We start from the raw sequence: 24,295 nt of genomic DNA on the forward strand, positions 1-24,295 counted from the left end.
TTCATGCATATTTCCGAATTAAGACAAGTTTATACCGGAGATCCGCTGATTCAATCGATCGGAAAGGAATTAACCCGGGGTACGACTTCTATTTGTCTCGAAGGATTAATCGGCTCTGCTGATGCCTTTATGGCTTACGGTATTTTTGAAAATACCGGCGGAATTCATGTGTTTATTTTTGCCGACCGGGAAGACGCCGTTTATTTTTTAAACGACATGGAATCCTTAATCGGCAGCAATGAAAATGTACTTTATTTTCCCGGATCCGGAAAAACACCCTATCGCGCTGAGGACACCGACAATGCCAACGTATTGATGCGGGCAGAAGTGTTGAACAAACTGGGTAAACACAATAAATCGGCTATTGTAGTGACCACTGCAGAAGGTTTGGCCGAAAAAGTAGTGACACGCAAACACCTCGAAAAAAACACACTCGATTTAGAACAGGGAAAAAATTATTCCGTTGCATTTATCGATGAGGTTTTACTGGAATATGAATTTGAAAAAGTCGACTTCGTTTACCAACCCGGACAATTCTCAATTCGCGGAGGTATCGTAGATATTTTTTCCTTTTCGAATGAAGATCCTTACCGGATAGAATTTTTTGGTGATGAAGTAGAATCCATCCGCAGTTTCGATACGATTACGCAATTATCGAAACAAAAGATGGCGCGCATCAGTATTGTTCCCAATGTGCAGGAAAAAATTCTAAGAGAAAGCAGAGAAACATTTTTAGACTTCATTCCATCGGGAAGTATTTTGTGGATCAGTGATGCCGAAGTGGTGGCAAAAAAAATGGACAAGGAATTCGACCGCGCACAAAAAGCTTTCGACCAGTTGCAGTCCTCCCTGCTCCACCTCCAACCCGGTGAACTGTATTGCCATGGAGAAGACATGCTTCGTCAACTGATTAAATTTTCATGGATCAGTTTTCGTAAACAGGAATTTTTACAAGCACATCATCATTTCGAATTTAAAACATCACCTCAGCCCGTATTCAGTAAAAACTTCGATTTACTAGCGAAAAACCTGAATGAAAATCACAAGCTGGGATATAAAAACATTATTCTCGCAGAACAATCGCGTCAAGTAGAACGATTGTATACCATTTTTGAGGACAAACAAAAAGAGGTTGAATTATCGAGTATAAAAATGCCCATCCGTGCAGGATTTGTAGATCACCGAAACAAACTTGCCGTTTATACCGATCATCAGATTTTTGAGCGTTATCATCGTTTCAAATTAAAAGAAGGATTTAATAAAACACGGGAAGCATTAACGTTAAAAGATCTGCTCAGTTTACAAAAAGGAGATTTTGTTACCCATATCGATCATGGTATCGGACAATATTCCGGATTAGAGAAAATTGAAGTCAACGGAAAACATCAGGAAGCCATCCGCTTAATTTATAAAGGAGGAGATGTATTGTATGTCTCCATTCACTCGCTGCACCGTATTTCGAAATACACCGGAAAAGAAGGATCGGAACCGAGTTTAAATAAATTGGGGACCAACAACTGGCAAACGTTAAAGCAAAAAACGAAGAAGAAAGTCAAAGAAATTGCCTTTGATTTAATTCAACTTTACGCTAAACGAAAATCATCTCACGGTTTTGCCTACCATCCCGATAATTATTTGCAAACCGAACTGGAAGCTTCGTTTATGTACGAAGACACACCTGATCAATTAAAAGCAACTATTGCCGTTAAAAAAGACATGGAAGCGCCTTATCCAATGGATCGACTGGTTTGCGGAGATGTAGGATTCGGTAAAACAGAAATTGCCATGCGTGCTGCATTTAAGGCCGTATGCGATTCGAAACAAGTTGCGGTGTTATGTCCCACCACCCTTTTGGCATTACAGCATTATAAAAATTTTAAAGAACGCTTTAAAGATTTCCCTTGTAAAGTCGATTACATCAATCGCTTCAAAAGTACCAAATCGAAAAAAGAAACACTGGAGAAATTGCAAAGGGGAGAAATAGATGTGTTAATCGGAACACATGCCATAGTTGGTAAGGATGTAAAATTTAAAGATCTCGGTTTATTAATCATTGATGAGGAACAAAAATTTGGCGTAAGTGTAAAAGATAAACTAAAGTTGCTGCGCGAAAATGTTGATACACTCACACTCACTGCTACGCCAATTCCAAGAACATTACAATTCTCATTAATGGGCGCTCGCGATTTGAGCATCATTGCAACACCACCACCAAACCGGCATCCGGTTCAAACAGAAATCAGCACCTTTCATGAGGAGATTATCCGAGACCGGATCATGTACGAGGTTTCGCGCGGGGGACAAGTATTTTTTGTCCATAACAAAGTGCAGAACATCCAGGAGATTGCCGGACTCATACAGCGGATTTGTCCGGAAGTAAAAATCTGTGTGGGACACGGTCAAATGGAAGGCGACAAACTGGAGGAAGTGATGATGGATTTTATTGAAGGGGAATATGATGTTCTGGTTGCAACCGCCATTGTGGAAAGTGGAATTGATATATCAAATGCCAATACCATTCTGATTAATGATGCACACAATTTCGGTTTAAGCGATCTGCACCAATTGCGTGGTCGGGTTGGAAGAAGTAATAAACGTGCATTTTGTGTCTTGCTTACGCAACCGATGCATACGCTCACGCAGGAAGCAAGAAAACGATTGCAAGCCATTGAACAATTCTCCGATCTGGGAAGTGGATTTAACATCGCCATGCGCGATTTGGATATTCGCGGCGCAGGAAATTTATTGGGTGGAGAACAAAGCGGATTTATTTCCGATATCGGTTACGAAACCTACCAGAAAATTCTCGATGAAGCCATTCAGGAATTAAAAGAAACTGAATTTAAAGATCTTTATCAGCAAGAAAATGAAGATCAGATTGAATATGTACGTGAATGTACCATTGAAACGGATCTTGAATTATTGATTCCGGACGATTACGTAAACAATGTGAACGAGCGTCTCATCCTTTACCGCGAACTGGATGATTTGAAAAATGAACATGAACTGGAAAAATACCGTCTGCATTTAATCGACCGATTTGGCGTATTGCCTCCGCAAACCGAAGAATTATTAAAGACAATCCGACTCCGCTGGCTGGCCAAAGAAATCGGCTTCGAGCGCCTCATTCTTAAATTTAATCGTCTTGTTGGTTATTTTATTGCCAAAGAAGACTCCCCGTATTTTCAGTCGACCCGCTTTTCCAGGGTTTTAAAATTCATTCAATCGCATCATCAGATTGCCAAAATGGAAGAAAAAAATGGAAAATTGCAGATCAGTTTTCAGCACATCCGATCGGTTAACGATGCCATTGAAGCCATTGAAAAAATGATGTTGACCGAGGACAAAAAATAATTTTTTTATAAAATTGTCTGTACAACACTCGTTTTAATTTCATTTGAAAATCAGTATTTTAAAACTATTTAAATGATTTGCTTTTGTAAAATTGAAACAAAATCCGGTAAAAAATCGAGGCTTTGTTTTTGAAATTTATCGCTTGATTTTGCGTCTTCGGCAGAATCCGCTTTTATACCTAGAGAAGCAACAATTTTTTAGCTGATATTCGGTTAGAATAAATAAGCAGCGAAAATATAATGAGGAAGAACTTTCTGGATTATATCCATTCCACGAAGCAATCACCCGGAATCTCTATTTCCAATCAGCGTTATCCTTACATGGAGCAACCTGAAATTTTTATTCCATTGATTCGTCAAATGGATGTAGTTCTGATTTTGGCCGACTACAGAACCGGCAGTTTCCCCTATGTTTCTGAAAATTCCAATACCATTTTGGGAATTAAACCGGAGCAATTAAAGGCAGACGGCCTTATCGGTTATGTTCGCCATCTGGAGGTAGATGATCAATCGGTAGTTGTTCGCCAAATGTTTCCTGATTTCCTCGATTTATCCCGTGAGTTAAATCCGGATGAACTTTATAAAACCAAATTCTGCTTTTGCTATCGGCTAATGATTCGGGGCAAAATTCAAATGATTAAGCACAGCTGGACCATCCTTGAACTGAACGATAGAAAAGAGCCCATTGTAACCATGAGTACCTTACAGTTGATGGACGAACCTATCAAATCGGGTATATTGTTATTCCGTCAGTACCAACTTTGTCAGGATAAAGGCTGGAAGCAAGTCAATCAAATCAGCTACAAGACTTCCGGTCCGCACGATCATCTTAAAAAATTGTCTGCAACCGAATTAAAAGTTCTGGAGTTAATTCATAAGGGAATGACCTCCAAACAAGCGGGAACCCAACTCAATCTTAGTCACGAAACGGTGAATCGTCACCGTAAAAACATCATTAAGAAATTCAAGGCTTCCAATGCCATGGATGCTGTACGGATAGCCCGTGAAGCTGGAATCATTTAATTTTTGGATTCCAATAATTCCGCTTTTCATCGATCAAATTTGCAACCAAGAGTGATGGTATTCTTGGTGTCATTTCATTTGTTGATCCATTCCTCTCTGTGTAGTTTTGAAACGGCAACATCATCGTTCTTTTCTTTTCAATAGGTTTATGCAAAAAATCCCGGAGGTTTTCTTCGGGATTTTTTTATGCTTTTTCGCTTGCCGTATAGGTTCGCCATTTCTCTAACACTGCTTTAAATCCTTCCGGTAATTCGGAATCGAATTGCATCCATTCATTTTTTTCGGGATGCACAAAACCTAACGATTTTGCATGCAAAGCCTGACCCGGTATCAATGAAAAACAATTCTCCACAAATTGCTGGTACTTGGCAAAGGTGGTCCCCTTTAAAATTTTATCTCCACCATATTCAGTATCGTTAAACAGGGTGTGACCAATATGCTTCATGTGAACGCGTATCTGATGGGTTCTTCCGGTTTCTAGTTTGCACTTCACCAGGGTGACATAACCCAGACGTTCAATTACGGAATAATGGGTAACAGCATGTTTTCCGTTAGAACCATCCTCATACACACGAAAAACTTTTCTATCCTGCAGCGATCGACCGATATGTCCGGTAATTGTTCCGCTGTCGTTTTTTACATCGCCCCATACCAATGCATAATAGGTTCGCTCTGTACTTCGATCGAAGAACTGTTTAGCAAGATGGGTAAGTGCTTCCTCTGCTTTAGCAACCACCATAATTCCGGATGTGTTTTTATCGAGACGGTGTACTAATCCGGGACGAACCTCATCGCCTTGGCTGCGCGAAGGAATTTTACTGATTTCCTGAAAGTGATAGATTAAAGCATTGACCAATGTACCCGAATAATTTCCATAACCCGGATGCGTTACCAGTCCGGCAGGTTTATTTACCACTGCAAGAAATTCATCTTCGTACACCACTTCAATTGGAATATCCTGCGGAATTAATTCTATTTCGCGAACCGGATAAGGTAAAACAATCGAAATTTCATCGAAGGGTTTTACTTTGTAATTCGGTTTTACGGGATGGGAATTAACAAGTATATTTCCGTTTCGTGCGGCTAACTGAATGCGGTTCCTACTGGTACCCGATAAGCGGTCGAACAAAAATTTATCAATGCGAAGAAGTGATTGTCCCTTATCGACTTTTATATTGTGATGCTCGAATAACTCCTCGCCACTGTCTTCGATTTTCTCTTCATCCCAATCCTGCTGTTCCATCTTTAATGCTGCACTACAATTTTTTTGCTTCCGCGAATTCCGTCCTGAGAAACAATTTCAACGATGTAAAATCCATTGGAGAATTCACTTACATCAAATGATGTTCTTCCATTAAAAACTTCCGTGCGAATAATTCTTCCGGATAAATCATAAATAGAAAGTTGTGCATTCAACACATTCGCTTCAATATTTACTGCACTTTGTGAAGGGTTGGGCCAAATGGATAAATCAATTTCTTGTTTATTCAATACCGTAACAGAGGTTACATCTCCAATGCAACGATCGAAAACGGGACGCATCATGAGTGCTCCCTGAAATCCGGTTTGAACCCAACTTCCGGAAACATTGTACATGATTTTATTTTGCGCATTGGTGTTGTAGTCGAAACCGATATTTAATTTATCACCATCCAGTTGTCGCCATCCCACAAAAAAAGTTCCGCTTATTGCCACCGGTACATCCAATGCATATTCCGTAAATCCATTTAAGGAATCTTCATAGGTGGGGAAATGAAATGTTGTATTTGCACTCAATACATTTCCAGGTGTAGTTCCCGGTCCCGTTCCATCCCATACCGTGAGGAAGAAGGGGTGTCCGCTAACATTATTCACCGATGGTTCAAAATGGATACGCACCGACCGTAAGGTATCCTGATTGGGAATACTGAATTTATAAGCGAGTTTTGCATTGGCGGCTTGCGGACCATAAGCGGCTTCGGCAGAACCATCGTCATAAGCATATTCATCGCCAAAATATTGTTGAAAGTAAAGGGTATCGTTGGGTTGAAAATTACTTCCGGGATTAAAGGATACCGCTACATCAAAAAGAACTTTGCATTCGTCGGCCAATGAAGTATCAAACACAAATGCACTGGCGCCGATATCATACAACGAAGAAAAATTGGAGTAGCTGCTTACACTTGGAATATTGGGTGAAGTAATCGTGCCTTGCGGAGTTCCCTGATAAGAGATTTCCATTTGCTGGGCGACCACAATTTTTGCTACATCATCATTGTTTCGCTGATAAACCGATAAGGTATCTGCCATATATCCTGCAGGATTCCATTGGTAATGCGTCCATGGCATTCTGGAATAATCTTTCAGTATGCTAACAACATCATAAACAAAAGCTACATCCGGACGAATGGTATCGTGTATGTTTCGGGTGCTGTTCAGGTATACATAGTCAATATGCCAATGGTCCAGACTTCCCGACAAATTCCCTTTGTTTTTGAAACGGAACATAAATCCGTCTTCAAAAAATAAATTATCGGTAATAGGAATTAATACTTGCTTAAAGGTTTCATCGCTTAATGCACCGGGACTCGCCCATTGCTGATACCAGGTTGCTACGCTGGGCGACCAAAATTCCAGAATAAGCGAATCGCCTGCTTCAGGTTGATTTCCTCTTCCCGTTGGTTGATAAAAGAAGCTGAGATAAACCGAATCTGCTGCCGTATAAGGAATATTCCCCGGCTTTAAATCGAGATTGATGGGTTTTGAAGTGAGGTAATCGCAATATCCCGTTAAGGTTGTATTGATAAAATCGTAGGGATATCCATTTTCATCGAGTCCGTCGAATGTTGCAACGCCAATGGTGGGTGGTCCAATCGGATAACGGTTATTGCGGTAAACATAACGATCCTGCCAGAGTGAAATATCGCCAACGGAGGATACAAAGTTGACATACACCGAATCCTGAACCACATTCGGATTGGGAATCCAGATGGTGTCCGGCGATGAAGGTAACCACAATGTATCGATGATATAATAACGCGGATATACCCATTCCAATGTTCCAACAATCGGATAGGCTGTTAAATCATTAATGGTAATTTGTATACTATCGAGCGGTGTATTGATTTGTACCGTATCACCATTAATGGTGTCGTATTCGATGTAATAGGTAACTGAGTTCATGTATTTCACGGTATCGTTTAAAGCAACGGTACCGGAGGCATCGTACAAGTGATAATACAATTGAGTAGTTACATTCGGATCTCCTTGTTGAGCGTTATAGGATTTAAAAAAATCGCGACTGAAATCGTCCATAAACGGAAGATTAATCGTATCGATTTCATAAATGAAAATGTCGGGATAAGACCTGTATTGTTTTCTCTTTTGCTGCAATTCGAAATTGCCGTTCAAAGGAGAAACTGCTTCGGCTTGTGCAAATAGTTCAACAGCGAAACACAAAAAGAGGAAGAAAAATAAATACCGTTTCATCAGTCATTAAGGCTTTTGAATTTTCTCCGGATCCATCGATCGCCATACGGTAACTTCCGAACCGGAGGCTGCTTCCGAACCTGCACCGGGCGACTGGCGGTAAATGCGTGCCTGGAGGGAATCCTTCCGGGTAACACAACCTTCGCAGCTGGCCGAATACAAGCTAAGCGCAACAGTATTTAAACTCGAATTTGCTTCATCTATTGTCTTACCCATTAAATCGGGCACCACTTCGTTTCCTCCCCCTTTACCCTGACCCAAAACCAGCTCAATGGTAGAGCCTTTTTCCACCTTGTCGCCGGCGGTGATGGGGCGATTTTTGAATTTTTGTTCAATGACGCAGTCCTTACAATCCGAATAAGGTTTGTAGGTGTATTTCACTTTTAGTCCCACAATCCGCAAAATTCCTTCGGCATGTTTTTTCGATTTGTACACAAGATCCGGCATGGAAACCATTAGCGGGGCAAGCGAAACAACAGTGATGTAAATAGTACGGTCGGCCTTAACGAACTGACCTGTAGAATCGGTCGGACCCGGATCCTGAGCAATGACCGTTCCCTTTGGGAATTTGTCGGTAGCAACGGAGTCCACCGTAAATTTTAATCCAATGGGCGACAATTTTCCTTCCACCTCATTCATATTCATTCCCACCAGCGAAGGCACGGAAATATAGTTTTCTTCCCCGAAACGGGTATAGCTTTTCAGGTACCACATGGTGCCGTAAAAAAGCAGGACCATGGTAAGCAAGCCAAGGCCCACATGTTTCAGGAACTGAAGCGAAATCAGAAAACGACCAATATTTCCAAGCGTACGCATATTCGGGATGTGAATGACAAATATAACCTCAATTCCCACAAAACGGAAGTAAAAAAGAGCAGAGTCAGTAATAATTCCATCACCGGGTGATAAAAAAAGGAAATTCACCTTCGATTGTGGGTTATTTACCGAAAGCAGTCATTTCGGTCTGGGGAGGTGCCTTATTTTTGAAAAAAAAATCACATGAAAAAGAACATTGCCGTTTTAATGGGGGGATACTCACATGAAGCACAGATTTCGATGAAAAGCGGTGAAACGGTTTTAAAACATATTGATTCGGAAAAATACAATACGGTAAAAATTGTCATTGACGAAAAGGGATGGAATGCCCATTTCAATGAGCAGGTTATACCGGTTGACAAAAACGATTTCAGTGTCACCCGCCAGGGTGAAAAAATAAAATTCGATCTCGCCTTTGTTGTTATCCACGGCACCCCGGGTGAAGACGGAAAACTTCAGGCTTATTTCGATATGATCGGAATGAAATACACCACCTCAGGTGTGCTGCCATTGGCGTTGACCTTTAACAAATATGCCTGCAATACCTATTTACAACAACTGGGAATCCGCTGTGCAAAATCCATCCGAATCACGCGGGAAAGTTCCGTAAATACCAATGAAATTGCGAATGAAATCGGACTCCCGATGTTTATTAAACCCAGCGACGGAGGATCGAGTTTTGGAGTTACGAAAGTGAAATCGAAAGAGGAAATTGAATCTGCCATTCAAACTGCGCTTGAGCATGGAACTGAAGCCGTCATAGAATCATTCGTTAACGGCACCGAAGTGACATGCGGTATTTATCACCTGGGTGGAAAAACAACTGTGCTTTACCCTACAGAAATTGTTTCTGAAAACGAATTCTTCGATTTTGATGCGAAATACAAAGGACTTTCTCAGGAAATTACACCTGCACGAATCAGTGAAGAATTAACGGAACTCATTCGGAACACCACTAAAAAAGTGTATCATTTTCTTGCATTAAAAGGATTGTCGCGCGTTGATTACATCATCCAAAACGGTGAACCCTTTTTGATTGAAGTCAACACCGTACCCGGTTTATCCGATGCCAGTATCATTCCACAACAGGCTCGTCACTCCGGAATTGCACTTCGTGATTTATTCGGAGCAATGATTGAGGATGCATTAATGCGTTAAGAAATTCACCAGCTTTTGCATGGCAATTGCACGGTGACTGATTTTATTTTTCACCTCGGAAGAAAGTTCAGAAAAGGTCAAATCATAACCCTCGGGAATAAAAACCGGATCATAACCAAATCCGCCATTCCCTCTTCGTTCGGGAATGATTTTTCCTTCTATTTCGCCTTCAAAAACATATTCACCCTGCTCAGAAATAAAAGCCATGGCACAACGAAAACGGGCTGTTTTATTGGAGTGAACAGCCATTTCGTTCAATAATTTATTCATATTTTTTTCCGGATCTTTTTCTTCGCCAGCATAACGAGCCGAATAAATCCCCGGAGCACCATTCAAGGCATCCGCTTCAATTCCCGAATCGTCGGCAATGGTGGGAATTCCGAATTTGTCAAAGACATAACGCGCCTTCTGCAATGCATTCGCGGCAAAGGTATCACCCGTTTCAGGTAAATCTTCGTTTACCGGAAAGTCGTTTAAATCCAGCAATTGGAACCTTTCGTCAAGCAATTCGGCAATTTCCTTTACCTTATTGCGGTTTTGTGTAGCTAATAAGATCTTCATAAAAACTTGTTGGTAAAGTTACACAAGTTGGCCAATTAAAGTCGCCAATTCTTTATCTTTGATTCCTCTCATTTTGAGAAACAAACACTGCTGTTGATTGGGGTCGAACAAAAAAATAAGTTTGATGATTGTGGGTGCGCAAAAAGCAGGCACCACTTCATTGTTGCGTTATTTGGGAGAACATCCTGAATTATTAGCACACAATGCCAATGAATTTTCATATTTCTATTCCGATTCCGAATATGAACAACCCTACCCGGATGCCGTTCGCTCTTATTTTGGCACAGCCGTTTATACCGATCGCCAGCTGATTGCAAAACATGCCAACTTATATACTTCTGAAACGGGATTGGAACGATTAGCCAAATCGAATTCCGAATGCAAACTCATTTTGCTGCTGCGTGAACCTGTTAGCCGCGCTTATTCCAGTTACCAGATGGAAAAATTATATCAGCGGGTGAATTTTGAATTTTCAGATTTGGTTCAATACTTAAAAGGTGAAAAACGAATTGAAGTAGAAGATTGGCAGATGGAAGCAATTGTTGAATATTCGCAATACGATCTTCAGCTTGAAAAAATCCTGCGTTTTTTCCCTAAAGAACAAATCCGCATTCTCGATTTCCATCTTTTTTCTGCCGACCCTCTCCCCTATTGCCGTTCAATTTTTGAATGGATTGGCGTTGAGAAAGATTTTTATCCACGGGTACGAACCATTCACAACGAAACACGGATAGCGCGTTCGCAGACTTATTCAAAAATGATCCGGAATTTACTAGTAGAAGAAAGCATCGTACGTAAAATCGGAGAAAAAATATTTCCTACCCGTGTTCGAAGTGCAATTGGTAAAAAAATAAGAGACTCTAACAAATCCGGAAAAACATACGACAAAATCGACGAGGTCAGTCGGCACGAACTACAGCTTTATTTTCAGGAAAACATAAAACGCCTGGAACAATTAAGCGGACAAACTTTTTCGCAATGGCTGAACTGAATAAGGAATACGAAATTGTTCCCGTTTCTAAATTCAGTTTTGGAGCGAAGGAACTCTTGCGCAACCGCGAGCTGTTGTATTTTTTCATTTGGAGAGATATTAAAATCCGCTACAAACAAACACTGTTAGGCATCGCCTGGGTTATTTTACAACCCTTACTCCTGATGATGGTTTTCAGCTATGTTTTAGCTGCCCGGTTTAATCAGGATTTAAACGGAATCGATTACGGAACATTTGTGTTGGGCGGACTCCTCATGTGGAATATTTTTTCTTCTGCATTGGCGAATGCGGGACAAGGAATGGTGAGTAATGCCAACATCATTAAAAAAATTTATTTCCCCCGCCTTATCATTCCCCTAAGCGCGGTAGCTGTTTCACTTTTCGATTTTCTTTTTGCTACGATAATTTACATTGTCGTTTTAATCTATTACCAAACACCCATTCATTTTACCGGATTACTTTTTCTGTTGCCTGCACTCATATTAACCGCCACAGCCGCATTGGGTAGTGGAAGTTTAATTGCAGCGCTGAATGTAAAATACCGCGACTTCAGATACATTCTCCCCTTTCTGATACAAACCATGATGTTTGTTACACCGGTTTTTTATCCGATTTGCAGCAGCTGTGGAATCAGTTCTTATCTTTTTGCACTTAATCCCATGTATGCTCCTGTGCAATTATTCCGGATGCATCTGGAAGGCTCAGCGATACAGGCGGAATTAATTGGAATAAGCATCGCTTTCAACCTGATTTTACTAATGGCGGGCTTAATCGTATTTCGAAAAATGGAATCTTATTTTGCCGACATCGCATGAAGCCTATTCTCGAAATACAACATATCAGCAAAAAATTTCGGATACGGCATGAGTCCAGGTCTTATTTAAGCCTACGTGATTCTTTTACGGAATTATTCCGCAGCAACAAGAGTACGACGGAAGAATTTTTCGCACTCAAGGATATTCATTTTGATGTTTTTCCGGGTGATACGATTGGAATAGTCGGAAAAAACGGTGCAGGAAAATCAACATTATTAAAAATTTTATCACGCATTACTCCACCCAGCAGCGGAAAAATTAAATGCCGTGGAAGAATGGCATCCTTACTGGAAGTGGGAACGGGTTTTCATCCCGAATTAAGCGGAAGAGAAAATATTTATTTCAACGGTTCCATTCTCGGAATGAAAAAACAGGAGATTGACCGGAATTTTGATGCTATAGTGGATTTTTCCGGCGTTGAAAAATTTCTTGATACCCCATTAAAGCATTATAGCTCCGGTATGCAATTGCGACTGGCATTTGCTGTAGCCGCTTTTCTTGAAAACGAAATTCTTGTTATTGATGAAGTCCTTGCCGTTGGCGATGCAGAATTTCAGAAGAAATGTCTGGGAAAAATGGATGAAGTGAGCAAAAGTGGCAGGACCATATTGTTTGTTAGTCACCATCTAACCTCCGTTGAACAACTTTGTTCCAAATCCATTTACTTACAAAATGGTCAACTAAAAAATTTCGATGTTACACCTACCATTCTATCCGAATATTTAAATGAAATATTTCACTCGGGTGATGATAATAATTATCTGTGCACCAAAGCCCGGAATGAATTTTCATTTCAATCCATTGCATTAGATACAAATCGGTTTGAATGGCATGAGTCGGTAACTGTGCGGATTAAATTCCAGGAAGAAATTGTTCCTTCTGCAATTATTGGTTATGCATTATTTGCTGCGAACGGAACCCGTTTATTTTCGGAATACAAATCCGTTAAGGAATTAAACATAAAAAATGGATTGGAATTAATCCTCCAGCTTCCAAAAGGAATATTATTACCCGGAAATTATTATTTCGGATTCGCCATTAGTTTACCGGGGAGTCACAATTTAGATTTGGTGGAAAACACTTGTCATTTTACCATTAGCGATGAAAAAGGTGAATTTCCTTTTCATCCAGGAATTGAACGGGGGTATTTAAATATAGAAAGTCACTGGAATTGCACTGAACAATGAAACAAACATTATACTACTTAAAAATGCTGGTCCCACCGGTATTCATTAAAATCGCGAATAAGGCGGGAATTGGTGGACCAAAAAAAATTGTTCGTTATCCTAAAAATGAAAACGATCAGCAACAACTCGATATGTATTTCGATCCGGAATACACTAAAATTCTCGAGACCTGGGGAGCAGAAACAACTTGGATCGAGATTCAGTATTTGCTGGCCAGCGGAAAAGGGAAAGTCCTCGACATCGCCTGCGGATCGGGTGTAACCATCGAATGGCTGAAAGGCAATACCGATCTTGAAGTACACGGTTGTGACATTTCCGATTTACTCATTCAGAAAGCAGTGGATCGAGGTATACCGAAAGAACATTTGCTGATTACCGATGCAACTGCCATGTCGTATGCCGACAATTCCTTCAACTATTCCTACTCCATCGGATCACTAGAACATTTTACGGCGAACGGAATTGAAAAATTTATAGCAGAAGCATCACGCGTTACATCCATTGCTTCAATGCACATGATTCCAACTTCGAAATCAGGAAAAAATGAAGGCTGGCTGAATACCTCCACAACCATTCAAACCTTTCATAATAATTCCGACGAATGGTGGATGGAACGATTTAAAAAACATTTCCGCGAAGTCCAAATGCTTAACTCAAGCTGGCACGATGATATTTCGTATGGACGTTGGTTTATTTGCAAAAAATAAATGGGAAACAAATCTTCCATACTCATCTTCGGCAGTTCCGGATTTATTGGCAGCAATGCCATGCATTTGTTATCTCCCTATTATTCCTGTTTCGGAGTCGATATCCAGGAGAGTGAACAAACGATAAACAGCGATTTCTTTTATAACGAAATAAAAAAGGTTAATCCCGATTTCATCTTGTTCGCAGCAGGATCGGCGAATGTGTTGCGATCAAAAACAGAGCCGGAATACGACCGGAAAAAAAATGTTACTGAACTGGAGGAATTATTAAAAGCAATTGTTCAGTCAGGCCAAAAAATTAAGCTTATACATATTTCCAGCGCGGCGGTCTACGGAAATCCCGAACGTTTACCTATAGAGGAATCATCTCCAACCCATCCGATTTCGAATTATGGAAAACACAAATTAGAAAGTGAAGAATTAGTCCGCCACTACCATTCCGCCTTTCAAATTCCAAGCATTATCCTTCGTCCCTTTTCCGTTTATGGTCCGCCCCAAAAAAAATTATTGTTCTACGATATTTATTTAAAATCTAAGACACAAAAATCAATTACACTATACGGCACAGGTCACGAGAGCAGGGATTTTATTTTCATTCATGATTTCATCACTGCACTGCATCTCATCATGCAAAAAGGAGATTTTTCGTCCTCTATTTACAATATTGCCAGTGGAACAGAAACATCAATTCGGGAAGTCGCATCGCACTTTGAGTCATTATTCCCCTCCCATCCCGTTATACAGTTTGGTGGTGAAAGCCGCGGGATAGATCCTGAAAACTGGCGGGCGGACATTTCGAAATTAAGAGCGATCGGATTTGTTCCTTCCTATAATTTAAAAGACGGAATGCAGCTTTATTATGATTGGTTACAAAAAACGGAGGAATCATGATTAAAGCATTGAGAAAATTCCGGGTTCGAGTTTTATGGTTCTTTCGCAACTATAAAAAAATTGAGTTTCACTCAACGCTTATCACCGATGAATTGACGGGTCCTGTTCGCTATATATCGGACGGCGTTATCACCTGCAACAATACTGCTTTTTTAGAACAAGCCCGATTTAAACAAGCCTATGCACTGGCAAAATCCACCCAACCCTGGCCCGGATTTAAATCGGAATGGAGAGTAATGATCAATTGCTGGATTGCAGAACAAGCCATGCGTATTGAAGGCGATTTTGTAGAATGTGGAGTAAATACCGGCGCTTATTCAAGAGCTATTATTGATTACACCCATTTAACAAGTTCCACAAAAAGATTTTATCTGTTTGATACATGGGAAGGATTAGTAGATGCGCAAATCAGTGCTGAAGAACGAAAAAAAGGAATTCAGAATTACGATTATAAAAACATTTACGAGAAGGTACAAAAAACATTTGAGGGACTTCCCGCTGTTTTAATTAAAGGAAGTGTCCCAGAAACACTAGACCAGTTTAAAGGCGAAAAAGTAGCGTATTTGTCGCTCGACATGAATGTGACACTCCCTGAAATTGCCGCTTTGGAATTTTTCTGGCCAAAATTATCTTCCGGAGCATTTATTGTACTCGACGATTACGGTTTTATGTTGCACGAGGAACAAAAAAAAGCCATGGATCAATTTGCAGCTAAAATGAAGGTCGAAATACTTCCACTGCCTACAGGACAAGCATTGATGATGAAACCATGAGCAGGAAGAAAAAACATATCGCCATAAACTTCGAAATGCAGGATAGAGCACAATATGCAGCAATGCTTTATCTTAAAAATTTTATTAAAGGGATTTTTTTATTACCTGAAGATATTCGACCCGAAATCACTATTGTATATGGAGGACTCATTACTGAAAATGATCTTGCAGATTTAAAAGGCAAGGGATTTCATTTTTTCCATGCACGCGATGTTTACCGAAATCCAGTAAAGCGATTTATTAATAAAATATCGAGGACTGTTATCAGAAAAAATTTATTGCCTTTTGTGGACCGCCACTTTCCTGCAAAACATATCGATATCATTTATCCTTGTCCAAGCAGACCAGAAGTTGAAAATATTCCTGGAAAAATATTCTGGAAGCCCGATTTTCAGGAAAAATATTTCCCCGAGTATTTTTCAGAAGAAACCAGAATGAACTTTGATCATAATTTCAGGAAAATTACCGATAACAAAAACCATTTACTCGTATTAAGTTCAGAAGACAGCCTGAACGACCTTCGGAAATTTTTTCCTGATCATCAATGCTCCACCTTTGTGCTTCCGTTTGTGGTATTCGATGAAAACTATTCAAATCCGCTTGGGAATGAAATGAGAAATCAAGTTTGGGAAAAATTTAATATTAAGTCCGATTTCATTCTTGTTCCCAATCAATTCTGGCCCCATAAAAATCATGCATTGGTTATTGAAGCCATGCATCGATTAAACCTGAAAGGTGAATGTCCATTTATTGTATTTACTGGTCACACCTCATCCGAACGCAACAAAAAAATATTCAGCGAACTTTCGGATAAAATAAAAGAATATAAGTTGGAATCGAAATGCTGTTTTACAGGTTTTCTATCCAAGGAAGAACAAATTGTACTTTATAAATCATCTTCTTTTGTTTTGCAACCAAGCTTATTCGAAGGCTGGAATACTTCCGTAGAAGAATGTAAGGCCATGAACAAGTTTATTCTTTGTTCCGATATCCCCTTGCATATTGAACAGATTCAAACCAATTGTGCTTTTTTCAAATCGAAAGACGCCGATGATTTAGCAAGTCAACTACGAAAATATTTCGAACAAACACCGGAAATAATAGCAGAGGATTACAGGTTAAACCAGCAACGATTTTCAGAACGTATTGCCCAATTATTTCAGCTACCATGATTGCCAGAAAAATAAAAAACAGATTGAATGCCCTGCATTACAAAACAGACATCGGTCAATGGTCGAATGGTTTGGAGTCCATTCATACTGCCAATTTGAATTTCCTTAATGCTCAGTCTTCCTTCATCAGGGAAAACGATATGCAGAAGGCTAAGTATAAATATGGAATTCCGGATCATTATTTTACATCGGATGGAAATCTGATCGATTTACCCATCAATGATGAAATCACCTATACGGACCTCATCTGCAAATTCTGCCGGGAAACCAATCAGGTAAATTACCTGGAGATTGGTGTTAGTGTAGGTAAAAACATGGTGCAAATCATGCAACACTTAAAAGGTGCTCAGATCACAGGATTAGATATTGAGGAAATACCCTCTGCGGTTCTTGAAAAACTTGATCCTGCCACTGTTCAGCAAAAAAATCAAATCACCAACGCGAGAGTTGGAAATAACGAATTTTCTTACATATGCGGAAGCGTGTTGGAAGATTCCACCTGGAAATCGCTTGAAGGAAGAAAATATAATATTCTATTATCCGATGCACTTCATACGCCGGAAGCGATTTGGACCGAGTATTTAATGATGAAGAAATACCAGGTAATTGACCCAAAAGAATTTGTCATTTTTTGGGATGATTTAGGTGGGGAAATGACCGATGTATTTATTTCCATTTTTAAGGACATGAAAAAAAATGGAATGGCAAAAAAGGGACAATGTGCCATTTTAAGTCTGAACGGATGGATTGGTCAACACGAAAAAAAACACAACATAGGCATCATATCTAATCGCATTTAATGCAACAAGGGGTACTGTATATCGTTAACAACAACAGTGTGATACTGGAAGAGTGTTTGCATTCTTTAGCCTCACTCCGAAAACATTCCCCTGGAGTTCAGGCATGTCTTATCACAAATACAGAACTTCCTTATTCAGTAAAGAAGCAATTCGATCATTTCATATTAAAAAACGAAAAGATCCATCCGTTAAAAGCAAAAGTAAAATGGATGATGGACTCACCGTTTGACACCACCTTATTTCTTGATGCCGACACTGAAATCCGTAAGGATATCCGTGAATTATTTTCCGCCAAGGAAACCTTTGCATTTGCATTCGACAATTTGTGCGATTGGAAAAGTCAGCCTCCTGTTTTTATCGCTCAGGAATCGACCGATATCAACACAGGCTTGGTTTTGTATAAAAAAAATGAGGAAAGTAATTCCATTCTTCAGGCATGGTTCAAGGTGGTTGAACTTGAAGATGAATCCAGAATGAAACCGGGACATTTTTGTGATCAGGTACATTTTAATTTATCCATCTTTTCACAGTTAAAAGAAAAAGGGATATCATTTAAAATTCTGGATAATAAAATCTACAATGTTCGTCCCTGGTGCTGGAATTCCTTAAAATCCACTGGTGAATGGAATGCCATTCGGATTGCTCATGCGCATCATTTGAATCATGGATTGTTTCAAAAAATAAAAATGAAATGGAAGGACATATTCAAATGAATCGGATTTCTGTTATTATATGTACCTACAATCCATCCATACAGCCATTGCTGCGGGTTATAAATTCCATTCAAAATCAAAAACTGGAAGGAATAAGTATCGAAAAAATTATCGTTGATAACAATTCATCCAATCAATTTTTGGCAGACACGAATTTAAAATCCTCATTAAATACAAACGGCTGGAAAATCGTTCATGAGCCAAGGGCAGGATTGAGTTATGCAAGAATAGCTGGAGTAAATCATACTACAAATGATTTCATTTTGTTTGTGGATGATGATAATGTACTGAATGAAAATTATGTTCAACATCTCATCAGACATTATAATGAACATCCTCAAGCCGGAATAATAGGTGCAGGAAAGATTGATGTGGAATTTACGGGTGGAGGCGATGAATACATTAAGAAGTACTTTAAAAAAGCGTTTCAATACCGGGAATTTTCAACTTATTTATCGGGTAATGCTGTTTGGGAAAATTTTTATCCTCCGGGATCAGGAATTTCCATTCGCAAAAAAGTATTTAATGTTTTTGCAGCAAACTTTATTCATGGAAAAATCAGTTTAACCGGAAGAAAAGCGGAGTCACTCAGCAGCGGGGAAGATGCTCAAATGATCTGGACCACCCTTCAGGTAGGCTTTACGGTGGACACGGCTCCGGATTTATCCCTCATTCACCTTATTCCCGAAAAACGCTGTTCACTCAGTTATATTATCCAGCTTAATCAATCCATTGCTTATTCCTTTTATAAAGGACAAGCAGAATTTTATCCTGATTTAACTGCCGGCAAAAAAGCGGGATTGCTTTACTTTTGGAAAAGGCGAATCCAGTTGTGGATGAAATACCCCTTTCAATTTAAGCGAATAAGGTATGAATTCGCCTATGAACAAGCCTGGCATAAGGGACATGTCCAATTCGTCGATAAACCATGAGAAATCCATTCATAACCATCATTACTCCTTCTTATAATCAGGGGAATTACCTGGAGGAGACCATTCTTTCGGTGATACACCAGGAGGGAGTGGATTTTGAGTATATGGTTATTGACGGAGGCAGTAAGGATCATTCGATTGACATCATAAAAAAATATGAAACTCATTTTTCCTTTTGGTGCAGCGAAAAAGATCGCGGACAATCCCATGCCATCAATAAAGGCATTGAAAAAGCAAAAGGAGATATCATTATGTGGATCAACAGCGATGATATACTACTTCCCGGAGCATTAAAAAAAATCGAAGAAGCCTTTAAACAACATCCGGATGCTTTACTGGTGCATGGGAAATCATTGTTGTTCGGAGCCAAAAGGAAGGAGCTGGAAATTGGTGAACTTAAATCTGACCACCATTTGCGTTGTCTCGCTTATATTCCATTTCCACAACCGGGATCGGCATTTAGCAGAAAACTGATCGATCAGTATGGTCCCTTGGATGAATCACTTCACTTCGGGATGGATTTTGAATTATTGGTTCGTGCTGCAATACAAAGACAGGTTTTAAGTTTACCGGAAATATTGTCGAAATACAGGATTCACGATAACAGCAAAACTAATTTACACTTAAAATTTGCGAAAGACTGGCAACAGGTTTTCTCTAAAGTTATTCAAAGCATTGCCCCTGATCATGCAATGGTAACGACACTCATTCGTATGGGTTATTTAGAAAAAGAGAAATTATATTACCGCTTTTCCAGTGAATTTACTTCGGAAGAGATTTCCAAAATCATCTTCTACCATTTAGAGATCCAATTCCATTACACTTATCTATATTGCAATCGTAAAGAAAACCAACGCATAGCAGAACTTATTAAAACGCTATTTCCTGATGTCTTTAAAAAGCAATTCATAAAATGGTACCGGCGCAAACAATATATTCCCGGAACTTTATTAATCCTGTTCAGAAAAATAAAAAACGTAAATGCCTAAATTTTCTGTGGTCATACCAAGTTATAATCGCTCGACATTTTTAAAAAGTGCCATCGAATCGGTATTGAAACAGGATTTTTCCGACTTCGAACTTTTGGTGATTGATGATGGAAGTACAGATCAAACTCAAACAATGGTTAATGAACTCTCAGAAAGAGATAAGCGCATCAAATATATTTTTCAAAGCAATGGGGAGAGAGGAAAAGCCAGGAATAACGGCTTCGATCATGCGAAAGGTGAGTATGTTGTTTTCCTGGATTCTGATGATGAGTTTTTACCCGGACATTTATCTCATCTTAATGAATTAAGCGAACAGCATCCCGAGGTTTTATTGCTGGCTACCAATTATGAATTTTTTGAAAACGGAAAAAGTATCAAAGCACCTATCGATAATATTGAGGAGGGATTTCATGATTATTCTGTGTTGTTAAGAGGAAATCCATTCGCGTCCAACGTTTGTGTAAAAAAATCGAATCCTTCTTATATTCCTTTTCCGGAAGACCGCACCTATTCGGCTATGGAAGATTGGATGTTCCTTTTCAGCAACCTATGGACAAAAAATTTATTTCTGAGTAAAAAATCAACGGTAAGAATGAATGAACATCCGAACCGGAGCATGCGGTTTCATACGGACATCATACAAAAACGTGAATTGGCAACTGCTTTTCTTATTCAGCACTTTTCATTTTCAAAAAGAGAAAAAAAACAATTAAAAGGAAATACATTTTATTTTCTCGCGATTCATTCCTACCTCGATCATAAAAAAGCCCAGGCCATTCGTTATTTTTTCAAGTCCTTTCTCTTACTTGGACCGTCAAAAAAATTATTGATTTTATTTCCAAAAATTATTGTTGGTCAAAAAATGATTAGTCAACTTAAAAATAAATTTAGGTCATGAAATATCAGGGGAACATCATGGTCATTACCTATTGGTCATTGAACGATGCGCTCATTCAAACCTATACCCTTCCCTATCTTCGTCAAATCCGAAGCCTGATTGGAGATTCCAGAAAAATCATTTTGGTATGCCTTGAAAAAAACGGCACTCACCATCCATTAACGCAACTTGAACCAGGTATTGAAATCCTGCAACTACCCTATATTCCTTTTGGAGGAAAGGCAGCCTTAAAATGGCTCAGCTATCTAACATTGCTAAAAAAAACAATTCGCACTAATGCAGTTGGTGTTATTCACGCCTGGTGTACTCCCGCCGGAATGATTGCTTACTTACTTTCAAAAAAAACAGGAAAACCTCTTATCATCGATAGTTTCGAACCTCATGCTGAAGCGATGGTGGAAAATGGCAGCTGGAAACCAAATTCCATGGCCTTCCGGCTTTTATTCCGCTATGAAAAGCAACAATACAAGCAGGCACAGCACCTCATCTGTTGCACGGAGAGCATGAAGGACTATGCCGAAAAAAAATATGGCAAAACGCATGCAAATTTTTATGTAAAACCGGCATGTGTTGATCGCAATTTATTTTCTTTTAATCTTCAAAAAAGAGATTCGCTCCGAAGGGAATTACTGCTAGAAAATAAAACGGTAATGGTTTATGCCGGGAAGTTGGGGGGGATATATCTCGATGAAGAAGTTTTTCGTTTTATTAAACAGTCCATCGAAGTATTTGGTGAAAATTTCCGTGTATTGTTTTTAAGTGCGCATACCATAGAAGAAATTCATGAACGTTGCATGCATTTTGCCATTCCAACTGAGTTTATTCAATTGAAATTTGTTCCTCACCGGGAAGTTCCCGATTATATGATGACCGCAGATTTCGCTATTACTCCGGTTAAACCTGTCCCTAGCAAACGCTTTTGCAGTCCCATTAAAGATGGTGAATACTGGTCGCTCGGTTTACCGGTTGTAATAACAGAAAACATTTCCGACGATTCGTCCATAATCCATCATGAAAATGCTGGTGTTATACTTCGTGAATTCACCGATTCTGCACTTCGAAAAGCGGCACGTGAAATGAAAAAATTGCTGGACGATGAAAACCCGGAAACTTTACGTTCCAGAATTCAGCAATTAGCCATTCAACACCGAAATTTTGAGAATTCCCTTAATGTTTATCGCGCAATATACGACTAGCTGATTTTTTACGGGAGGCTTCGAAAAACATGATTAATAAAGCTGAAGTAAAAAAAGGAAGAAAGGCGATTTTAAAGCGAACCAACGCACCGAAATTGGAGGTTGACAGTCCAACAATCAATGAAAATATCAGTGTGTAAAACAAACAAAACATCACGATTGGGTGACGAAAAACGAGGGAAAAAAATCCTATAACTCGCACTCTAAACAACACCAGTATTAATAATACCAACACAAAAAAGTTTTCCATCCCAGAGAAAATCATCACTACATTTTTTGCTTCCCAGATAAAGGGACGAAACAAACCGGCTACCATGGCAGGAACTGCAACTGTAGAAGCGCCCTGAAGTGTTGGTTCATACGTTCCTATGTCGAAGGAATTCCCATTGTATTCTTCACGTTTTAAGTCCGCTTGTTTAACTACAGCTTCTTCCAATAAACTATCAATGGAAAAACCAATGGCATTAACAAGAATCACATATCCAAGCACCGATGAGAAAACCAAAATAAACGGAATGGCAGAAACTCTTATCAACTTGTTTTTAATTTTTAAAATCCGATCGTAAAAATTCCAGATGATACATCCCGGAATTACCGCAATAATAAAATAGGGCTTAATCAGTAATAGCAACAAAAAGGAAAATACAAGAATTAATATATTGCTGATGCTTCGTTTTTTCCGGATAAAAAAAGATTCAAAGCCAACCACCAGCCAACATACGGATGAAAAAGTGAGTGTATCCTTCAGCATTCCACTACCCCAGAATACAGCAGAGGGAAATAATAAAATGGTAATGGCTAAATATTTTCTGTAGTCCGGATAATAATTACAAAACAACCGGTATAATTTCCAGGTCCCTGTAAAACAAGCCAGACTAAAGAAAATGGAGGACAACAAATAACCGTTCATTCCCAACAATACAAATGGAGTAATAACTCTAATCAATAAATTGGTTTTCGGATCCATAAACATATATCCCCAGGGATATCCCGTTGTGGATTTAAACAAATACATATTTTCCTCTACGGCACCATGCGTATAAGCCGTCCAGAATGAAGTCGGATCCTCAAACAATAAATTCACATATGCCCTTGCCGATTCATAATAGGCTATAGTATCTCCTCCTTTATAGTAATAGGTATATACAGCGCAAAAAGCAGAAGCTCCTAATATTTTAGCTAAAACACCAATGAAAAAATACTTGTAATCGGGTTCCATGGGTGAACGTTGTTTACTTTTCCTCCATGCCCAAATCAAAATAAGAATCAAAATGGTTGGGTAAGCCACCAATTCAACGGGGTCCAGTCCTTCGAGATATCCGAGATTTTTAACTTCTTCTTTCACTCGTGATGGTATTTTTCTCCCTTTAAAATCGTATGCGCCCGGTACAATTGTTCAGTAAAAAATAACCGCACCATTTGATGCGTCAGGGTCATTTTCGATAAAGATAGTTTAAACTGTGCCCTTTGATGAAGTTCATCCGAGAAGCCGTATGCTCCTCCAATTAAAAATACCAACTGCTTCGTTCCTCCATTCATACGTACCTGCAAAAATTCAGAAAACTCGGTTGAGCCATACATTTTCCCTTTTTCATCGAGCAATACAACCTGGTCACCCTCACTCATTTTCCCCATAAAAAGCTGTCCCTCCTTGATTTTCAACTCCTCCTTACTTAAAGCGGCCGCGTTTTTCACGTTGGGTATTTCCAGGCGCTCATAACTGCAGTACCGGCGGAGTCGCTTTTCGTAATCCGCAAGTCCCTCAGCCAGATAACCATCGTCGGAAAGTCCCATTGTTATTAACTTTATCTTCATCTTTTTCGTAAGAATTCCTAAAAGTATAAATTTGTTG

At 39.4% G+C, this 24,295-nt stretch carries 22 protein-coding genes; 16 read left to right on the forward strand and 6 right to left on the reverse strand.

Annotated elements, in window-relative coordinates:
- The first annotated feature begins 3 nt into the window (after positions 1-3).
- Entirely contained in the window at positions 4-3,354 is a 3,351-nt protein-coding gene (gene mfd, locus K1X56_00325) for a transcription-repair coupling factor (protein MBX7093137.1), read from the forward strand.
- 239 nt (positions 3,355-3,593) lie between these two features.
- Complete coding sequence (locus tag K1X56_00330) at positions 3,594-4,376, forward strand: helix-turn-helix transcriptional regulator (protein MBX7093138.1); 783 nt, start codon at positions 3,594-3,596, stop codon at positions 4,374-4,376.
- A gap of 184 nt (positions 4,377-4,560) precedes the next feature.
- Here K1X56_00330 and K1X56_00335 read toward each other — a convergent pair whose 3' ends face one another.
- From K1X56_00335 to K1X56_00345, 3 genes are read right to left on the reverse strand one after another with little or no spacing between them, the layout of a single operon-like run.
- Positions 4,561-5,619 (reverse strand): RluA family pseudouridine synthase, encoded by a 1,059-nt coding sequence (locus K1X56_00335; GenBank protein ID MBX7093139.1) that lies wholly within the window; start codon positions 5,617-5,619, stop codon positions 4,561-4,563.
- 2 nt (positions 5,620-5,621) lie between these two features.
- Positions 5,622-7,844, reverse strand: a complete 2,223-nt coding sequence (locus K1X56_00340; GenBank protein ID MBX7093140.1) for a T9SS type A sorting domain-containing protein — start codon at positions 7,842-7,844, stop codon at positions 5,622-5,624.
- 6 nt (positions 7,845-7,850) lie between these two features.
- Positions 7,851-8,768 (reverse strand): PASTA domain-containing protein, encoded by a 918-nt coding sequence (locus tag K1X56_00345; GenBank protein MBX7093141.1) that lies wholly within the window; start codon positions 8,766-8,768, stop codon positions 7,851-7,853.
- A 75-nt stretch (positions 8,769-8,843) separates the two neighbouring features.
- Here K1X56_00345 and K1X56_00350 point away from each other — a divergent pair, with 75 nt between their 5' ends.
- Positions 8,844-9,818, forward strand: coding sequence for a D-alanine--D-alanine ligase (locus tag K1X56_00350; protein MBX7093142.1), 975 nt, complete (start codon positions 8,844-8,846; stop codon positions 9,816-9,818).
- Here the strand turns inward: K1X56_00350 and rdgB are convergent.
- A complete protein-coding gene (gene rdgB, locus K1X56_00355; protein MBX7093143.1) occupies positions 9,807-10,379 on the reverse strand; it encodes an RdgB/HAM1 family non-canonical purine NTP pyrophosphatase in 573 nt (190 codons plus the stop codon). The genes K1X56_00350 and rdgB overlap by 12 nt on opposite strands.
- A gap of 124 nt (positions 10,380-10,503) precedes the next feature.
- On the opposite strand from rdgB, the gene K1X56_00360 reads away from it, so the two are divergent.
- The 13 genes from K1X56_00360 to K1X56_00420 are packed head-to-tail and all read left to right on the forward strand — an operon-like array spanning position 10,504 to position 22,443.
- Positions 10,504-11,370 (forward strand): sulfotransferase domain-containing protein, encoded by an 867-nt coding sequence (locus K1X56_00360; protein ID MBX7093144.1) that lies wholly within the window; start codon positions 10,504-10,506, stop codon positions 11,368-11,370.
- Positions 11,358-12,185 carry an ABC transporter permease gene (locus K1X56_00365; protein MBX7093145.1) on the forward strand — a complete coding sequence of 276 codons (828 nt, stop codon included), beginning with the start codon at positions 11,358-11,360 and terminating at the stop codon, positions 12,183-12,185. Before K1X56_00360 ends, K1X56_00365 begins: the two co-directional genes overlap by 13 nt.
- Entirely contained in the window at positions 12,182-13,372 is a 1,191-nt protein-coding gene (locus K1X56_00370; protein ID MBX7093146.1) for an ABC transporter ATP-binding protein, read from the forward strand. The genes K1X56_00365 and K1X56_00370 overlap by 4 nt, the downstream gene beginning before the upstream one ends.
- On the forward strand, positions 13,369-14,079 hold the full coding sequence (locus K1X56_00375; GenBank protein MBX7093147.1) for a class I SAM-dependent methyltransferase: 711 nt from the start codon (positions 13,369-13,371) through the stop codon (positions 14,077-14,079). Before K1X56_00370 ends, K1X56_00375 begins: the two co-directional genes overlap by 4 nt.
- Entirely contained in the window at positions 14,080-14,970 is an 891-nt protein-coding gene (locus tag K1X56_00380) for an NAD-dependent epimerase/dehydratase family protein (GenBank protein MBX7093148.1), read from the forward strand.
- The gene (locus K1X56_00385; protein MBX7093149.1) at positions 14,967-15,743 is read left to right on the forward strand and encodes a TylF/MycF family methyltransferase; all 777 of its coding nucleotides are present in this window, start codon (positions 14,967-14,969) and stop codon (positions 15,741-15,743) included. The genes K1X56_00380 and K1X56_00385 overlap by 4 nt, the downstream gene beginning before the upstream one ends.
- Positions 15,740-16,915 carry a glycosyltransferase gene (locus K1X56_00390; GenBank protein MBX7093150.1) on the forward strand — a complete coding sequence of 392 codons (1,176 nt, stop codon included), beginning with the start codon at positions 15,740-15,742 and terminating at the stop codon, positions 16,913-16,915. The genes K1X56_00385 and K1X56_00390 overlap by 4 nt, the downstream gene beginning before the upstream one ends.
- The gene (locus K1X56_00395) at positions 16,912-17,715 is read left to right on the forward strand and encodes a hypothetical protein (GenBank protein ID MBX7093151.1); all 804 of its coding nucleotides are present in this window, start codon (positions 16,912-16,914) and stop codon (positions 17,713-17,715) included. The genes K1X56_00390 and K1X56_00395 overlap by 4 nt, the downstream gene beginning before the upstream one ends.
- Positions 17,715-18,428: a hypothetical protein gene (locus K1X56_00400; protein ID MBX7093152.1), complete on the forward strand. Its 714-nt coding sequence runs from the start codon at positions 17,715-17,717 to the stop codon at positions 18,426-18,428. The genes K1X56_00395 and K1X56_00400 overlap by 1 nt, the downstream gene beginning before the upstream one ends.
- A complete protein-coding gene (locus K1X56_00405; GenBank protein ID MBX7093153.1) occupies positions 18,407-19,360 on the forward strand; it encodes a glycosyltransferase in 954 nt (317 codons plus the stop codon). Before K1X56_00400 ends, K1X56_00405 begins: the two co-directional genes overlap by 22 nt.
- Entirely contained in the window at positions 19,357-20,349 is a 993-nt protein-coding gene (locus K1X56_00410) for a glycosyltransferase (protein MBX7093154.1), read from the forward strand. Before K1X56_00405 ends, K1X56_00410 begins: the two co-directional genes overlap by 4 nt.
- A complete protein-coding gene (locus K1X56_00415) occupies positions 20,342-21,247 on the forward strand; it encodes a glycosyltransferase family 2 protein (GenBank protein MBX7093155.1) in 906 nt (301 codons plus the stop codon). Before K1X56_00410 ends, K1X56_00415 begins: the two co-directional genes overlap by 8 nt.
- Positions 21,244-22,443 (forward strand): glycosyltransferase, encoded by a 1,200-nt coding sequence (locus K1X56_00420; protein ID MBX7093156.1) that lies wholly within the window; start codon positions 21,244-21,246, stop codon positions 22,441-22,443. The genes K1X56_00415 and K1X56_00420 overlap by 4 nt, the downstream gene beginning before the upstream one ends.
- Here the strand turns inward: K1X56_00420 and K1X56_00425 are convergent.
- Together K1X56_00425 and rlmH are read right to left on the reverse strand one after the other, a co-directional pair.
- Positions 22,415-23,788 carry a hypothetical protein gene (locus K1X56_00425; protein ID MBX7093157.1) on the reverse strand — a complete coding sequence of 458 codons (1,374 nt, stop codon included), beginning with the start codon at positions 23,786-23,788 and terminating at the stop codon, positions 22,415-22,417. The two genes, K1X56_00420 and K1X56_00425, sit on opposite strands and share 29 nt — an antisense overlap.
- Positions 23,785-24,258 carry a 23S rRNA (pseudouridine(1915)-N(3))-methyltransferase RlmH gene (gene rlmH, locus K1X56_00430; protein ID MBX7093158.1) on the reverse strand — a complete coding sequence of 158 codons (474 nt, stop codon included), beginning with the start codon at positions 24,256-24,258 and terminating at the stop codon, positions 23,785-23,787. Before rlmH ends, K1X56_00425 begins: the two co-directional genes overlap by 4 nt.
- Between the last annotated feature and the right edge of the window lie 37 nt (positions 24,259-24,295).

Source organism: Flavobacteriales bacterium, assembly GCA_019694795.1.
GTDB lineage: Bacteria > Bacteroidota > Bacteroidia > Flavobacteriales_D > UBA2798 > UBA2798.

What these genes read in the sequence shown, in the direction of transcription:
- mfd (MBX7093137.1), top strand. Translation starts at nt 4, where the DNA reads ATGCATATTTCCGAATTAAGACAAGTTTATACCGGAGATCCGCTGATT.
- K1X56_00330 (MBX7093138.1), top strand. Translation starts at nt 3,594, where the DNA reads ATGAGGAAGAACTTTCTGGATTATATCCATTCCACGAAGCAATCACCC.
- K1X56_00335 (MBX7093139.1), bottom strand. Translation starts at nt 5,619, where the DNA reads ATGGAACAGCAGGATTGGGATGAAGAGAAAATCGAAGACAGTGGCGAG.
- K1X56_00340 (MBX7093140.1), bottom strand. Translation starts at nt 7,844, where the DNA reads ATGAAACGGTATTTATTTTTCTTCCTCTTTTTGTGTTTCGCTGTTGAA.
- K1X56_00350 (MBX7093142.1), top strand. Translation starts at nt 8,844, where the DNA reads ATGAAAAAGAACATTGCCGTTTTAATGGGGGGATACTCACATGAAGCA.
- rdgB (MBX7093143.1), bottom strand. Translation starts at nt 10,379, where the DNA reads ATGAAGATCTTATTAGCTACACAAAACCGCAATAAGGTAAAGGAAATT.
- K1X56_00360 (MBX7093144.1), top strand. Translation starts at nt 10,504, where the DNA reads ATGATTGTGGGTGCGCAAAAAGCAGGCACCACTTCATTGTTGCGTTAT.
- K1X56_00365 (MBX7093145.1), top strand. Translation starts at nt 11,358, where the DNA reads ATGGCTGAACTGAATAAGGAATACGAAATTGTTCCCGTTTCTAAATTC.
- K1X56_00370 (MBX7093146.1), top strand. Translation starts at nt 12,182, where the DNA reads ATGAAGCCTATTCTCGAAATACAACATATCAGCAAAAAATTTCGGATA.
- K1X56_00375 (MBX7093147.1), top strand. Translation starts at nt 13,369, where the DNA reads ATGAAACAAACATTATACTACTTAAAAATGCTGGTCCCACCGGTATTC.
- K1X56_00380 (MBX7093148.1), top strand. Translation starts at nt 14,080, where the DNA reads ATGGGAAACAAATCTTCCATACTCATCTTCGGCAGTTCCGGATTTATT.
- K1X56_00385 (MBX7093149.1), top strand. Translation starts at nt 14,967, where the DNA reads ATGATTAAAGCATTGAGAAAATTCCGGGTTCGAGTTTTATGGTTCTTT.
- K1X56_00390 (MBX7093150.1), top strand. Translation starts at nt 15,740, where the DNA reads ATGAGCAGGAAGAAAAAACATATCGCCATAAACTTCGAAATGCAGGAT.
- K1X56_00395 (MBX7093151.1), top strand. Translation starts at nt 16,912, where the DNA reads ATGATTGCCAGAAAAATAAAAAACAGATTGAATGCCCTGCATTACAAA.
- K1X56_00400 (MBX7093152.1), top strand. Translation starts at nt 17,715, where the DNA reads ATGCAACAAGGGGTACTGTATATCGTTAACAACAACAGTGTGATACTG.
- K1X56_00405 (MBX7093153.1), top strand. Translation starts at nt 18,407, where the DNA reads ATGGAAGGACATATTCAAATGAATCGGATTTCTGTTATTATATGTACC.
- K1X56_00410 (MBX7093154.1), top strand. Translation starts at nt 19,357, where the DNA reads ATGAGAAATCCATTCATAACCATCATTACTCCTTCTTATAATCAGGGG.
- K1X56_00415 (MBX7093155.1), top strand. Translation starts at nt 20,342, where the DNA reads ATGCCTAAATTTTCTGTGGTCATACCAAGTTATAATCGCTCGACATTT.
- K1X56_00420 (MBX7093156.1), top strand. Translation starts at nt 21,244, where the DNA reads ATGAAATATCAGGGGAACATCATGGTCATTACCTATTGGTCATTGAAC.
- rlmH (MBX7093158.1), bottom strand. Translation starts at nt 24,258, where the DNA reads ATGAAGATAAAGTTAATAACAATGGGACTTTCCGACGATGGTTATCTG.